11 protein-coding genes and 2 pseudogenes are annotated in these 15,280 nt (G+C 48.1%); 5 read left to right on the plus strand and 8 right to left on the minus strand.

What is annotated here, in order from left to right; all coding sequences use genetic code 11:
• Positions 1-20 precede the first annotated feature (20 nt).
• Positions 21-3,244: pseudogene (locus H3H32_RS01420) on the plus strand (efflux RND transporter permease subunit).
• A 120-nt stretch (positions 3,245-3,364) separates the two neighbouring features.
• Positions 3,365-4,555, plus strand: coding sequence for an efflux RND transporter periplasmic adaptor subunit (locus H3H32_RS01425; RefSeq protein ID WP_182460907.1), 1,191 nt, complete (start codon positions 3,365-3,367; stop codon positions 4,553-4,555).
• 164 nt (positions 4,556-4,719) lie between these two features.
• On the opposite strand, the gene H3H32_RS01430 is transcribed toward H3H32_RS01425, so the two are convergent.
• From H3H32_RS01430 to H3H32_RS01465, 8 genes and pseudogenes are all read right to left on the minus strand, one after another.
• Positions 4,720-5,892, minus strand: coding sequence for an exo-beta-N-acetylmuramidase NamZ family protein (locus H3H32_RS01430; protein ID WP_182460908.1), 1,173 nt, complete (start codon positions 5,890-5,892; stop codon positions 4,720-4,722).
• A gap of 87 nt (positions 5,893-5,979) precedes the next feature.
• On the minus strand, positions 5,980-7,203 hold the full coding sequence (locus H3H32_RS01435) for an FAD-dependent oxidoreductase (protein ID WP_182460909.1): 1,224 nt from the start codon (positions 7,201-7,203) through the stop codon (positions 5,980-5,982).
• Positions 7,204-7,345: 142 nt separating this feature from the next.
• Positions 7,346-8,062, minus strand: a complete 717-nt coding sequence (locus H3H32_RS01440) for an SDR family oxidoreductase (protein ID WP_182460910.1) — start codon at positions 8,060-8,062, stop codon at positions 7,346-7,348.
• 237 nt (positions 8,063-8,299) lie between these two features.
• A complete protein-coding gene (locus H3H32_RS01445) occupies positions 8,300-8,956 on the minus strand; it encodes a hypothetical protein (protein WP_182460911.1) in 657 nt (218 codons plus the stop codon).
• Positions 8,957-9,008: 52 nt separating this feature from the next.
• The gene (locus H3H32_RS01450) at positions 9,009-9,344 is read right to left on the minus strand and encodes a translation initiation factor (protein ID WP_182460912.1); all 336 of its coding nucleotides are present in this window, start codon (positions 9,342-9,344) and stop codon (positions 9,009-9,011) included.
• A 235-nt stretch (positions 9,345-9,579) separates the two neighbouring features.
• A pseudogene (locus tag H3H32_RS01455) lies at positions 9,580-10,363 on the minus strand (LytR/AlgR family response regulator transcription factor).
• A 24-nt stretch (positions 10,364-10,387) separates the two neighbouring features.
• Positions 10,388-11,866: a histidine kinase gene (locus H3H32_RS01460; protein WP_182460913.1), complete on the minus strand. Its 1,479-nt coding sequence runs from the start codon at positions 11,864-11,866 to the stop codon at positions 10,388-10,390.
• 89 nt (positions 11,867-11,955) lie between these two features.
• Complete coding sequence (locus tag H3H32_RS01465) at positions 11,956-12,441, minus strand: SgcJ/EcaC family oxidoreductase (RefSeq protein WP_182460914.1); 486 nt, start codon at positions 12,439-12,441, stop codon at positions 11,956-11,958.
• A gap of 242 nt (positions 12,442-12,683) precedes the next feature.
• Between H3H32_RS01465 and H3H32_RS01470 the strand changes: the two genes are divergently transcribed.
• The 3 genes from H3H32_RS01470 to H3H32_RS01480 all read left to right on the plus strand — a co-directional run bounded on the left by H3H32_RS01470 (position 12,684) and on the right by H3H32_RS01480 (position 15,215).
• Positions 12,684-13,250, plus strand: coding sequence for a GNAT family N-acetyltransferase (locus H3H32_RS01470; protein WP_240543627.1), 567 nt, complete (start codon positions 12,684-12,686; stop codon positions 13,248-13,250).
• A gap of 121 nt (positions 13,251-13,371) precedes the next feature.
• On the plus strand, positions 13,372-14,088 hold the full coding sequence (gene cmk, locus H3H32_RS01475; RefSeq protein WP_182460915.1) for a (d)CMP kinase: 717 nt from the start codon (positions 13,372-13,374) through the stop codon (positions 14,086-14,088).
• 59 nt (positions 14,089-14,147) lie between these two features.
• Complete coding sequence (locus tag H3H32_RS01480; protein ID WP_182460916.1) at positions 14,148-15,215, plus strand: NAD(P)/FAD-dependent oxidoreductase; 1,068 nt, start codon at positions 14,148-14,150, stop codon at positions 15,213-15,215.
• Positions 15,216-15,280 lie beyond the last annotated feature (65 nt).

Here is a 15,280-nt window from a genome sequence, read left to right on the forward strand (position 1 = left end):
AAACCGAATACGAAAAAGCTATGTATAACATCATTCGTTCCGCGTTACGTAAACCCATTTCGGTGGTTGTGATGGTTATGGGGCTTCTGTTTTTCTCGGTGATGTCGTTGTTTACCATTCCGGTCGACATTTTCCCGAATCTGGATTTGCCAACGATTTACGTGGTGCAGTCGTATGGCGGTATGTCGCCCGATCAGATGGATGGCTTCATGGCGACGCGTTATCAGGATCACTTTCTGTATGTGTCGGGTATTCGCGACATTCAATGTAAAAACGATTCAGGGGCTATCGCTGATCAAACTTTCGTTCTACCCAGGTACCGATATGGCGCAGGCTGCGGCCGAGGTGGCAAACAACGTATCGCGGGCGAAGGCGTACATGCCGGAAGGAACGGTACCGCCCCAAGTTGTCCGATTCGATGCGAGTTCGGTGCCAGTGGGGCAACTTGTTTTTGAAAGTCCGAGTCGCTCCTTAAATGAAATTCAGGATTATGCGTCATTCGAGGGTGCGACCCATGTTCTCCCGGATTCCGGGCGTATCCAGTCCACCGCCGTTTGGGGGGAATCAACGGTCCGTCATTATTAAAGTTAATCCTCAACTGGTACGCAGTTATCAGTTAACGCCTGAGGAGGTCATTAAGGCGATCGTGACCAACAACCAGCCGTCGCCAGCCGGTAATATTCGGGTTGGTGATAAAACCTTGATGACGCCCGTTAACTCACTGGTTAAACGGCCCGAAGATTTTCTGAACATCCCCATTCGGATTGGTTCAGGACCAACAGTGTTTGTGCGGGACATTGGTACTGTAGAAGATGCTGCTGACATCACGGTGAGTTATGCACTGGTCAATGGTCGGCGGGCGGTCTACATTCCTGTCGTCAAAAAGTCGGATGCATCGACCCTCGACGTTGTCAATAACCTTCGCAAAGCCATGCCCGAGTTGCAGGCAGCTGTACCCGAAGATGTGAAAATTTCGTACCAATTCGACCAGTCGGTTTACGTAACCAACGCCCTGAAAAGTCTAGTATCCGAAGGGATTCTTGGCGCTGTACTGACCGGTTTGATGGTGCTGCTCTTCCTGCGCGACTGGCGAAGTGTAATCATCGTGGTAATGACCATTCCGATCTCGATTCTATCGGCCGTAATCATGCTGAATCTGTTTGGCCAGACCATCAACATCATGACCCTATCCGGGTTAGCGCTGGCTATTGGGATTCTGGTTGACCAGGCTACCGTAACGATCGAAAATATTCACCAGCATCTGGAGATGGGCAAGCCTAAGGCTGTAGCCATCTGGGATGCCTGTAAGGAAATCGTTTTCCCTGAATTCCTGATTCTGCTGGCTATTCTGGCTGTATTTGCGCCCGCATTCGTGATGAGTGGTGTGCCTCGCTCGATGTTCCTGCCGTTGTCACTATCTGTTGGTTTTGCCATGATTGCGTCGTTCCTGCTGTCGCAGACGTTCGTACCTGTGTTGGCGAACTGGTTGCTGAAAAGCCATCCTGAACATGAAGCGCCGACTCTTGCTTTGGATGCTAAAGAGCGCCACATGATCGAAGAGGAACATGCGCCAACTGACGCCAAAGGATTTGAGAAATTTAAGCAGCGCTATTCCGCAGCGCTCGAAAAAATTCTGAATCGTAGAGGCTTGGTTGTTGGCGGATATCTGGTTGGTAGTTTGGCGATTATCGTTGCCTGTTTTATGGTCATCGGCACCGATATTCTGCCGCATGGCAATAGTCACCAGTTTCAGATGCGCCTGCGGATTCCCGACGGTACGCGGGTAGAGCGTACGGAAGTAGCCATGCTAAAAGTTCTGGGGATTATCAAAGAAGCAGTGGGCGGTGACAATGTTGAAATTTCATCGGCTTATGTCGGTACAGTCCCGTCCAGCTATGGTACATCCAACATCTTCGTGTTTAACAGTGGTCCGCACGAAGCGGTCTTGCAGGTATCCCTGAAAGAAGATTATCATGTTAAAATGGATAATCTGAAAGAAGAACTACGGAGACGAATTGCCCAGGCCTTACCGACGGCTGCTATTTCGTTTGAACCGATTGAGCTGACCGAAAAGATCATGAGTCAGGGTGCCAACACACCTATAGAAGTGAAGGTAGCCGCCAAGAACCTGAAAGAAGCAGGTAAGTTTGCCAACAAGATTCGGGAGCGAATGGCAAAAATCACCTTCCTGCGTGATGTGCAGATTGCTCAGCCGCTGAATTATCCGATTCTAAACGTGACCATGAATCGCGAACGGGCTGGCCAGTTGGGCGTTACGTCTACACAGGTAGCTCGTTCTATGGTAGCGGCTACGTCGTCGAGCCGTTTTACGGATAAAAACCTCTGGCTTGATGAATCGAAAGGGCTAGCGTATCAGGTTCAGGTGCAGATTCCTGAATATCAGATGGGAAGCGCCAGCGACATTGGGAACATTCCGTTACGTAGTGGCGAAATGCGCCCTGTATTGTCGGATGTAGCGACCTTTTCGGAAGGTACCGCACCCGGCGAATACGACCGCGCCGGGCCAAACAATCTGGTAACGGTTACAGCTAACCTACAGGAAACAGATCTGGGGTCAGCTCGTAAAGCTGTTGAGCAGGCTATTAAGGAAGCGGGTCAACCACCTCGTGGTGTCATTGTGGAAATGGGCGGTCAAACCAACCTCCTGACGGATACACTTAGCAGTTTGCAGACGGGTCTGCTCGTGGCTATTGTGATTATCTTTCTCTTACTAGCTGCTAACTACCAGTCGTTTAAGTTGTCGTTGGTGATTCTAGCAGCTATTCCGGCGGTGGTGGCGGGGGCCTTGCTCATGTTGCTGGCCTGCGGTGCTACGTTGAACCTGCAATCGTACATGGGACTGATTATGTCGGTAGGGGTATCGGTAGCGAACGCCATTCTGATGGTAACCAATGCCGAAAACCTACGCCTGGACATCGGTGATACACGCAAAGCCGTTGTACTGGCTGCCAATAGCCGGATTCGCCCGATTCTGATGACCAGTATTGCCATGATCGCGGGTATGGTGCCGATGGCATCCGGACTGGGCGAAGGCGGTGATCAGATTGCCCCACTGGGTCAGGCCGTTATCGGTGGACTGATTGCCTCTACGTTGGCCGCTCTGCTGATTCTACCGTGTGTGTTTACGCAACTACAGGCCAAGGCCACCATGCAGTCGGTATCGCTTGATCCCGAAGATCCGGAAAGCAAATACTATCATCAGGAGCTGAGTCACAGCTTGTAACATATGTACCCCTAAATCCCCTGAAGGGGACTTGGCTCACTTGTAGACAAAGTTTCTTCAAGGGATTTAGAGGTAATAAAAGTATCATCTATCAACTGTCTCTAGTCAAAGGAAATCGACATGAATTCGTCAATCATAAATCGCTCAAGCGTTAACCCGCGACGTAGTTATTCGCTCATTCGCTTATTAACTCTTTCACTCATTGCAGGCACTCTCCTCAACGCCTGTTCGTCGGCCAGTAGCGAAACGAAATCAACTGCCGAGAAAGCGCCAGAAGTACAGCAGGTGGCCGTAACGACTGTGCAGGAGTTACAACCCAGCAAACGAGTCACACTGCCGGGCGAGTTAAAGCCCTGGAACCGAGTGAATATGTATGCTAAAGTGAAAGGCTTTGTGCGTGATATTTCGGTCGATCGGGGCACGATGGTTCACAAAGGCCAGGTATTAGCCCGACTTGATGCGCCCGAAGTGATTTCGGAACTGAGTCAGGCACAGGCGCAGGTTCAGGCGCAGGAGGCTACGCTGGTCGAGCAAACAACTCGTGCCCGTGCCAGTCGGTTAACTTACAATCGGTTGCTGCAAACGGCTAAAATGGAAGGCGCCGTATCGGCCAATGAACTAGATCAGGCGCTGGCCCGAATGCAGGGCGACAGCGCGATGGTGGCCGTAGCACGAGGCACGGTACAGGCGGCTCGTTCCAACTACCAGGCCAAAACCGAACTTCGGCAGTATCTCACGATTACAGCTCCATTCGATGGTATGGTGATTGAACGGAATATCAGCCCTGGTGCATTAGTGGGAGCTGGTGATAGTGGTAAACCGCTCTTTGTTTTAGAAGATAGCCGAACGTTGCGTTTAACGGTTGCCATTCCGGAATCATTTGCGAATCAGTTAAAGTCGAAAAGTGCCGTTTCGTTCACGGTCAATGCAATGCCTAACCGCCAGTTCAATGCTAAGCTTGCCCGTTCAGCGGAAAGTCTGGTTGAGGCTAACCGCTCTATGATGGCGGAGTTTGACGTAGCTAATCCCGGTCACGAATTGAAAGCCGGTATGTATGCCGAAGTGCAGATGCCTATCGAACGAACAGGTAAAACGATGTTCGTACCGACGACTTCTGTCGTGAGTTCAAGCGAAAAAATGTTCGTCATCAAAGTGAATGACAACCGGGCACAATGGGTATCGGTGCAAAAAGGGAACGTTCTAGACAGTCTGGTGGAAGTATTTGGCGATGTACAACCGGGTATGACCATTGTCAAAAAAGCGTCGGAAGAAATTCGTGATGGTCAGGAAGTTAAAGGTGTGAATAAGTAACAACGCTGAATGCTGCCGTTCGACGTAGTGAATACTACGTCGATGTGTTACCCGGTCTCTGACCGGATTTTCATCTTGCTTTTACACCGGTCAGAGACCGGATAACACCTGAGCGTAGTCTTAGACTACGCTCAACGTAACTTACTCAACGTTATACTCAATACTCAGTACAGCAAATACGGCTTTATTTCCTCAATCCACGCTTCACAAGCTAGTAGTTTGTGAAGCGTTTTTTTGAACGAAGCAATCGGTAGCTCAAATAGCGACTCCGAATCAGGAATGCCCGATAGTTTATCCAGATGATGTTTTCCCGTCGGGTTGACATGAGTGGGGTAAGGTGCCCAGTCAAATTGATCAGGCTGGTGATCATACACCAGTTTGATCAACAACAGTCCCGATAAAACGGGCTTAACGTGGGTCGGTTCTGTAACATGAAACATAATCCCTTGGCATAACTGACTTACGTATTTGCCGCTTTGTGGTGTAAACGTAATGGCTCTTCCGACCATACCTGTCAACTTTAATTCATTGAATTGTTGCACCAATTGGTTTGCGTCTAACCAGGGCGCTCCCGCTAGTTGAAAAGGTGTAGCGGTCCCTCGCCCTTCGCTGAGATTGGTGGCTTCCAGTAGCCCCAGACCAGGGTAAAGCAAAGCAGCTTCGGCATTGACCATTGCAGGCGAAGTTGGCACAAAAGAAGACTGCCAGTCGCGCGAAAAAGCCTCCCGATGCCAGCCTTCAGTCTTTACAACAATAAGGTTTAGAGAGGGCAATCGTTGCTGTTTCCAATAGCTAGCCAATTCGCCAAACGTGCAGGAATGTCGTAACGCTAATTGCCATCTACCAATGAACGAAGAGCAGGTGGTCTCGTCCAAAATAGGGCCTTCTGCCAACTCCATGTTGCCTGAAAGTGGATTGGGTCGATCAAGGAGAATTAAGGGTTTCTGATGGAGCGTACACGCTTGCATAACGTACGTAAGCGTCCAGAGATACGTGTAAAAGCGGCAACCGATGTCGGGTAAATCGACAATAACCGCGTCGACATCGGCTAAATCCTCGGCGGTGGGCTGGAGTTTGTCGCCGTACAGGCTGATAATTGGTAAACCGGTTAAGGTGTCAATTCCATTCGGCATCAATCGCCCATCCTCACCAATCGCTTCCAGACCGTGTTCGGGCGAGAATAATTTTACCAGATTAAAGCCAGCCGAACATAATGCTTGTCTTGTTGGAATATAAGTTGAGGTTGTGGCTGCCTGGTTGGTGACAAGTGCTAATCGTTGAGAAGAATAACGAGCGGCCTGTTTTAGGAAAATGTCGACGCCAAATCGTACGGTCATGTGATATTTTTCTGGGCCAAGCTCTGGCTTGGCCGTCGAATTCTTAAAACTAGTGGCCAAGCCAGAGCTTAGCCCAGACAATGAAAATTACTTCGCCTTCGTCTGAATATGCTCGGGTAGCGGCCCAACACCAACCAGATAAGCGGGTATCCGACGTACGAAAGGTACGTGTTTGAGAAACCAAATCGCAAAAGGTGGAAAGGAGGAGGGTTTGTCTATCGACGCATTAATAAAGCGTCGATGAACAAAAATCTGGCCTGCCTGAATAATGCGAATGGGCCACAGACGTCGGCGTTGAATGCGGTCTAACTCAGTCATCGTAACCGGACCTTTTTGTAGCGAAGCCGTCAATAAATTGGCTGTGGCAACGGCATCCTGAATCGCCATATTGACGCCCACACCACCCGCTGGCGACATGGCGTGAGCGGCATCGCCAATGCATAATAGGCCAGGTTTGGCCCATTGACGTAAGCGATCGATTTTCACGGTGAGCAGGCTAATTTGATCCCAGGATTTTAACTCTCGAATATGATCGCCGATGAAAGGAGCCATACGTAGAATGTCGGCTTGTAATGCCGCTATACCTCGTTGTTTATGCGTCTCAAATTGACCTTTTGGGATAATGTAGCCGCACTGGAAATACTCCTGTCGATCAATCAGAACCATAAATTGCCCCGCTTTAAAATAGCCTAATGACTGTTCGCCAAGCAACGGGTCTTTCGGAATCCGCATCCAGAGTACATCAATGGGAACCCCGAAATCCTGAACAGGTAACCCCGCTTTTTCGCGGATGAGGGAAGCACGGCCATCGGTACCTACAACGATATCGGCTCTAATGGCTAATTCACCTGTTAAACTGGTGGCTCGGACGCCTACAACTTGCCCGTTTTCTTCAATCAGATCAGTCGCTTTTGTTTCCAGATGCAGGTGAAACGTGGGAAATTGTTTGGCTTTTTCTGCCAGGAAATTCAGGAAATCCCACTGCGGCATGAACGCAATGAACTTGCATTTTGTGGGCAAATGGGCAAAGTCGGCGATGGGTATTTCCTGCCCTTCAATGGTTCCATGAACGGCCCGAAGTTCCTGGTGGGGCAGTTTGAGAAACTCATCTAATAAACCTAGCTCAACCAGCAATTCCAACGTTGACGGATGGATGGTATCTCCCCGGAAATCGCGTAGAAAATCTTTGTGCTTTTCCAGAACAACAACCTCGATTCCCGATCTGGCTAGCAGAAAACCCAGCATCATTCCAGCTGGCCCACCGCCAACAATGCAGCATCGTGTTGTTAACTTGTTCGGGGATTCTGGCATAAAATTAGATGACTAAGATGGCGCAAGGCTCCAGCCTTGTGCCATTTATTCCCCGGCCTCTGGCCGGTTTAGCTAAGAATAAATCCGGCCAGAGGCCGGGGAATAGGCGGCACAAGGCAAGAGCCTTGCGCCATCAGCTCGCTTATTTTCCGCCCGGCCGGGTTGGACGTACTTCAATTTTACTAGGTAGCGTGCGCGGATTCATTTTTAGCAGATCGGAAACGATCTGGCCAATGTCTTCGGGTTGTATTTTCCAGGCGTCCTTGTCGCTGGGTTGATGGTCGTTGAAATAGGTGGCTACTGAGCCTGGCATGATCGTCGATACTTTGATGCCCTCTTTGCGTAAATCGAGCATGACGGCCTGCGTAAAGCCCACCAGTCCAAACTTACTGGCATTGTAAGCCGCTCCGTTTTCGAAGAAGTTCGTACCTGCCAGACTGGCAATCGTAATAAAATAGCCTTCTGACTTTTTAAGCGCTTCCAAGGTTGCTTTGGCGGTGTAGAAAACGCCAGTCAGGTTAATGTCGATGGTTTCATGCCATTGCTCGGGAGTGAGTTCCTGAATGGATGCAAAGTGCCCTACGCCTGCGTTCGCAATCACATAATCGAGTTGACCCCACTTGCCTAAAATAGCATCTACTACTTTCTGTTGAGATGCCAGATCGCGAACATCAGCTGCTACACCGAGGGCGTAACCGGGTTTGATTTCGTTCAATTTAGCCGCTGCCAGCTCAGCCGCCACCGACGAGCGACTGGTAATGGCTACTTTAATACCTTCGTTGATTAAAACTTCGGCAATGCCGTAGCCAATGCCTTTCGAACCGCCCGTAATGAGCGCTGTTTTTGTACTATCTGCCATGGGTATTGTAAACGAAATGGATTTTAACTTTCGGCCATAACCCTAAAGGAAATGGAAAGGTTTTCGGTCGAAAGGTAGTGTCTACGGAGAAAATGGTTTATGTTCTAACCACAGAGAACGCAAAGGTATTCGCCAAGCTCGCTAAGTAATACTTCTCGGTGAACTCTGCGGTTAAAAAGAGCCAGGAAGCTTAAATAGATTTATTAAATGTGCCTCGATTGACATCTAGGGTTAGAATCACAACCCACCCAAACGATAATTCACGGTAACGATACCTTGTAGGCCCGGCCAGAATTTATCCCAGCTCGTTAAGCCAATACCCGGTTGATAGGTTCTAAAATTCGCAAACAGCAGATAATCTGTTCGCTTTTGAAGGCCGATGAATTTCTGAATGCCCAGGTCAATATTCCAGTGGTTGGAGAGCCGGATATTCATGGCAGCCGTTACGCCAGCACCTATAATAAAGCCTTGGGCCGACTGAGTAGAGAAGAGGTCATGGCCCGAAGGAAATGACCGTATAGTGGCGTCTTGCTGATACTGCGAGCCAATCAAAATCAGGCCGATTGGCAACCCAATTCGAGCTTTGGATTTTACCATTCGAATCGCATCGATTCGTGAGCCTACTTTTACAAAAGCACCTGATGAGTTTAAAGCACTAAAGCCACAGTCGCAGGCGTAGTCGGAAGGTGCAGCAGCGGCATGATTTTGATAGGTATAGCCTGCATTGAGCGTTAAGGCCCACGTATCCAGGTTAGGGCTCCAGGCAGTTGCTAGTTCAGCAGAACGTCCTGGCAGGGCTGCCAGGTTGGTGCCAATTTGCCCCTGCCATCGTTGAGCGAAAGCGCTTAAACAGCAAGCAGTAAGTAACGTAAGCGAGAGTAAAAATCGGTTCATTGGCGTGGATGTGGTTTAGGAATGGAATAGTTCTGATGAGACGATTTTGCAGTTAACCGCCAGCCTTTTTTGCTTTATACCCCTTGCCCGTTAGCCAGGCCAGTACTTTATCGCGGTGGTCACCCTGAATCAGAATTTCATCGTCTTTGCTAGACCCGCCTGCGCCACAGGCCGCTTTAAGCTGCTTTCCCAAATCAGCCAAGTCGGCTTCTGTACCAATGAACCCACGCACGGCGGTTACTACCTTGTTGCCACCCAACTTAACCACCCAGATTTTAAGCGATTGTTGGGCAGGCGGTAAGGTTTCGGCTTCAGATTGCTCGTCGGATTGATAGTGGAAATCGGGGTTGGTGGAGTAGACAACACCGGTGCGATTTTTCTTGCTCATGGAAAACTCTATTTATGAGCAAAGCTAAGTATAGTACGCAGATGACTGGTCTGCCAGTGCGGCAGATTTTTATGATTTATCTGAATTTTTTGTCATTCCGACGCAGGAGGAATCTTCAATTATCTTCATCTGAGAGTAAGGAGACCTTAAGATTCCTCCTGCGTCGGAATGATAAAAACTAATTAAACTGAATTTTAGAGGGTTTATTATCAATGTAAACCTGCGTTCCATCTTTTTAAAGTTCCATCAGTTGACGAACGGCATCACCGTAAGTACTGCCACTGGTTACTTTGGTCCCTTTTTTATCATTCATGGCGAGCATAAACTTACCATCAAAATGACGATGGATTTCCGCAACTTTATGCCGATTAACCATCACCGACCGACTGACGCGTATGAAGGTATCGGGTAATTTTTCGTTCAAGGTTGTTAAGGTGTAGGTCGTTAGAAACTTTTGCCCATCCATGGTGGACAGGAAAACATATTTATCCTCAGCTTCAAAATAGGCGATGTCGGAGAGGGGAATCAGCTTGATTTTATCGCCCGTTTTCACCGAGATCGAATAGATTTCTTTCTTCGGTTGCATTTGCGCCAGAAGCCGCATAACGCTCTCCGTCATTGGGTTTTGCGTTGTTTGGATAGCATCGCTTCGCTCCACTAATGATCTGATCTTCTGGATGGTACGATTCAGACGTTCAGCTTCAATTGGCTTTAGGAGATAGTCAATCGAGTTCTCTTCAAAGGCCCGAATGGCATATTGGTTGAAGGCCGTTGCAAAGACAACCATCGGCATAAACGTCAGTCGGGAGAGCATTTCGAAGCCGTTGAGCAAGGGCATTTCGATGTCCAAAAAAAATTAGATCGGGTCGTTCGGCTTCGATGAGTGTAAGTCCTTCGGCTCCGTTGGAGGCTTCACCAACAATTTCTACCATGTCCCGGTGTTTGTCTAACAGGCGTTTTAATCGGCTAATTGCCAGCGATTCGTCGTCGACCAATATCGTTCTTAAGGGGAGTGCCATAATCAGTTGAGAGGTGATTGTACGTTACGCTTCAGGGGTTAAATAGGTCTGACTACTTCGAATTTTCGTCATCAGAATAGAGAGCAGAACCTGCTTTAACGGCCAGTTCTGAAGCTCAACCCGAGCGTCGTTGCCATAGAGTAATTTAAGTTTGTCCTGAATGCTGCGCAGGCCATAACCACCATCCATATCGTCGGGAAAAGCAGGGCCATTGTCGTGGACGCAGAGGTTTAACTCGCCATTTTTCTCGTAAATCCGGACATCAATTCGCCCCGCGTCAGCAAGTTTGGCGATACCGTGTTTAATGGCATTTTCAACGATGGGTTGCAGTAGAAACTGCGGTAATTTTAGATCATTCAAGGCTGGATCGGAGACTTCTACGCTAAAAGAAAGCCGGTTCCCAAAACGCACCTGTTCAACCTGAAGGTAGGTGCGTACCATTTCCAGTTCGTCGGCCAGTGTAGAAAAGAGTTCGCCATCCCGCCCCGTCGAGTACCGAAAGAGTTTCGATAGAAGTAGCGTCATTTCCTCAGCTTTATCAGGATCGTCATGCACCAGGCTGGCAATGCTGTTGAGGGCATTATACAGAAAATGAGGATTGATTTTTGCCTGCAACGCATCTAATTCGGCCCGTGTTTTGAGCTTTTCCATGTTGAGCAACTGAAATTCCTGCTCTGATAGTTTTCGGGTAAGTTGCCGCCCCTGTTGCAGTACATACAGGAAAATGTTGGTAATCAGCAAATCGCCCAGCATATAAATGTACCAGGGAGCTGTCTCTCCGATTATCCCTGGCCGCTTGGCTAATTCGTCGATATAAGGCTTGAGTAATACAAGATACAAGCTTGTATTGATAGCGAAAATGCTGACCAGAACAACAAAACTAATAACCAGATGGCGTTGCCAGATGGCGGGAAATTGATGAGTAAGCCATCCTGATAACGCCCATGTTAAGAGAAATACAAGGGCACCATTGGTTATATTCTGAATGATCAGGAACCGATATAAACCCGCCAAGATGGGGTCTTTAGCGGTGATAATCAGGTTTGTAAAATAAATAATCGCACTGCTGCCATATACCAGCACGGCTCCTAAAAAAATGCCAATGAGCGTCCCCCAGCCTGATTTTTGCAGAACAGTAGTCAGCGTAATGGGCTCCGGGCGGGATTCGGTTGCGGGATTACGGTATTTGCTGCGTCCGGCAAAATTAAATGTGGCTCCTTCCACGTTGGCGCCGTTCAGATCGACGTCTTCCAGAGAGCAGAAATTCAGGTTGGCTTCGTATAAGTCAGCATCGGCGAAAGAAGCCCCCGTAAGATTTGAGAAACTCAGATCGGCTCCCCGGAGAATAGCTCCCCGAAAATTAGCTTTATCGAGGTTTGAAAATCGAAAGTCTGCTTTTGTCAGGTCAAGACCACTAAAATCGAAATTAGCCAGGTCTGAGCCCATCATATTGAGCCGTCGGCCATTTTTACCAATCGTGCCGATGAGTTGTTCGCGGGTCATTTTAGTCTAGATTTACTGAGTTCGGGTTACGGTTGTCGATTTGGCAACAGATCGCTGGCTGATTTAAAAGTAGTAAATTTTTCAACTGCTTATTTGCCTTTTAAAGCCATGAGCAGTCGTTGGAATAAGCCCGGTTGTTGTATCCGACAATTGTGAAAGGCTCTGATTTTCCATTGGCCATCGGTTTTAACTACTACCATCGTTTGAATCGAGCGCCGATTCAGGGGTGGGTTCTTCTGAAAGCGTAATTTAATCGTACCCGTTGAATGAACAAGCGCGATCGTATCGCTCAAAAAAACAATAGATGGCTGCTTCTGGGCCGGATGCATAGTTGAGCCTTTGAGCGCCCATGAATTGAATAAATCGTGGTGTATCTGGCGATTTGCTTCCTTGCCAATAATATGCTGACCCGCAAACGTAATGTAGTCGCAATCGTTGGTCAGGCATTCGGCGAAGATGTTGGCGTCGCCCATATCCCAGGCGGTTGCCAGTTGAGTGAAAACCTGATGAATAGCAACTTCGTCTGCCTGTCTAGCTGATTTTGCTTCTGGTTGAGGCTCTTCTAGGACTTTCATGTAGGTAACCATCTGCTTCTGAAAGAATTATTTCCCGATTGGATAAGACAAAGCTAGACTGTGCCTGTGCGGATTGCCCGCATTTTCTGACGAATGTCAGCTGATAAGGTGTGAAATAGGGTAGGGGAGAGATGAAGTTATTTCGTAGTATTGAAAAACAAATGCAAATTGTGTTTCAAAACACCTTGTCAGGCTAACATTTAGCTGTACGCATTGTTAGTGACATAATAACCTGAGCTCCATTGACTACTGCGTTGATTTCCTTTCCTCTTTCTATCGGCCAACTTCGACCCTGGCGTGAGGGCGACGAAGAGTCGTTGGTTCGGCATGCCAGCAATCGGCATATCTGGAACAACGTACGTGACTTTTTTCCCTATCCTTATACGCCAAGAGATGCACATTCATGGGTACGTTCAAACAAATCGTACCAGCAGCCCAACAACCTGGCGGTTGAAATAAATGGGCAAGCCGTAGGGAACATTGGCTTTACGGTGAAAGATGATATTTATCGGTATAATGCCGAAATCGGGTATTGGATCAGCGAAGATTATTGGGGAAAGGGAGTGATGACGCAGGCTGTACCGATTATGACAAATTATATCTTTCAGAATTTCCAGGTTAATCGCATCTTTGCATGCGTGTTGGAAGGGAATATCGGCTCGATGCGCGTACTCGAAACCGCTGGGTATACCCATGAAGCAATTCATCGGAAAGCTGCGGTTAAAAACAATCAGTACCTGGACGAACATATTTTCGCCATTCTCCGCGCCGAGCATAGAGCGTTGAATCCCTCATCTAGCAACCGTTAGCTAGCCATTGGTAACCTGCTTTCTGGGGTTTAATAAGGTACTGACGAATAACTTACTTAACTATAACCATTTTTTGTGGTTAACTCTTTAAACCATTACCGCTTCGGCGGACCCACTATTCATGTCTAAAATAGTGATTGCCATTGACGGATATTCCAGCTGCGGGAAGAGCACAACTGCTAAAGCGGTAGCCGCCCGGATGGGCTATGGTTATATTGATACGGGCGCTATGTATCGCGCTGTCAGTCTGTTCTTTATACGGGAACATGTTGCGCTTTCCAATGAAAGAGAAGTAGCCGACGCCCTGGAGAAAATCCATATTACGTTTAATCACAACGCTCGCACCGGTAAGAATGAGACCTGTCTGAACGGCCTGAACGTAGAAGAGGAAATTCGTAAAATGTACATATCCAACATTGTAAGCGAAGTGAGCGCCATCCCGGAAGTGCGTTGGGCGATGGTTGCACAGCAGCAGAAAATGGGACGTCGGCGGGGTGTTGTTATGGACGGACGGGACATTGGTACAAAAGTGTTTCCCGATGCTGAAGTGAAGGTATTCATGACTGCCGACACTTATACCCGAGCCAGACGTCGGCAACAGGAACTACTGGCTAAGGGCGAACTGGTTAATCTTCAGGATATTATCGACAATTTAGAAAAGCGTGACCATATCGATACAACGCGTTCCGAAAGTCCTCTTCGGCAAGCCTCTGACGCCAAGCTCCTGGATACGTCGCACATGACTATTGAAGAGCAGGTTGATTGGGTAATCGAACAGGCCGATCAATGTCTGGCTCAACTTCATCGAAAGCGAAGCAGGAAGTCACTAGTGGAGTAAGCCAAGTGGTTAACACACTTCGCTAGGTATACATACTCCACACACTACACCCATAACGAATGACTGCCGATTTTTTACTAGTAGGGCAGGGAGTGGCAGGGTCGGCACTCGCCTGGACACTCGATCAACGAGGTTGTTCAGTTATCCTGGCCGATGACCCTTCGCTTCCTTCGGCATCGGCAGTAGCCGCCGGGGTCGTCAATCCACTGACGGGCCGTAAACTCGTTCATACCTGGAAAGCAGACGAGCTGTTCCCGTTCCTACATCATTTTTATAGCGGCATCGAACAAAAACTCGGTGTTCGCTTCTTTCATCCTAAAAATATTTACCGTCCATTCCGGTCATTGGCCGAGCAAACGGCTTATTTGGAGCTGACAAACGACCCTGGTGTACAGGCGTATGTTTCTAAAGATGTTGACAACCAGCAATATAGTCAGTTTATTAATAATCCATTTGGCGGATTGGAAGTAACCCAGGCAGGCTGGCTGGATTTAACTGAGTTCGTCAGAATTATCAAGGGCTATTTTATTAAAAAAAATCAATATTATGAGGGTCGTGTTAGTCTGGACGATCTGAAGATCAATGATAATAAAGCAGAGCTGAAAGGAGTTACTGTCGGAAAAGTTATATTTTGTGATGGGGTTCAAGCCCGCGAGAATCCGTTATTTGACTGGCTTCCGTACAATCCCGTGAAAGGACAGATTCTGACAGCTCTTGCCGAAGGGTACTCTATTAAAAATATAGTTAATCAGGGGATTTTTATTTTGCCTGTTCGGGATGGGTTGCTAAAAATTGGTGCTACCTATAGCTGGCACGATTTAGATTGGCAAACAACGGAGGACGGTCGCGAGTTTCTAGAATCGAAGGTTCGTGAACTGCTAAAAATACCATATCAGGTTGTTGCGCAGCAAGCCGGTATTCGCCCATCAACCAAAGATCGTCGACCGTTTATTGGCTTACATCCAACTCAACCCGTTGTGGGTATTTTTGGGGGTATGGGTACAAAAGGTGTATCACTGGCTCCTTATCTGGCTGAACAGTTTGCGCGTTACTTATTAGATGGCGAAGATTTGGAACCGGAAGCGAATATTAGCCGCTATGTTTCGTTATTATCGAGAAGTGAATAACTTAGTAGTTAGGAGTTAGAACGGGGAGAGAGAATGCTGGTAGAACAAGAAAAATAGGAACCAGC

Source organism: Spirosoma foliorum, from assembly GCF_014117325.1.
Classification (GTDB): Bacteria; Bacteroidota; Bacteroidia; order Cytophagales; family Spirosomataceae; genus Spirosoma; species Spirosoma foliorum.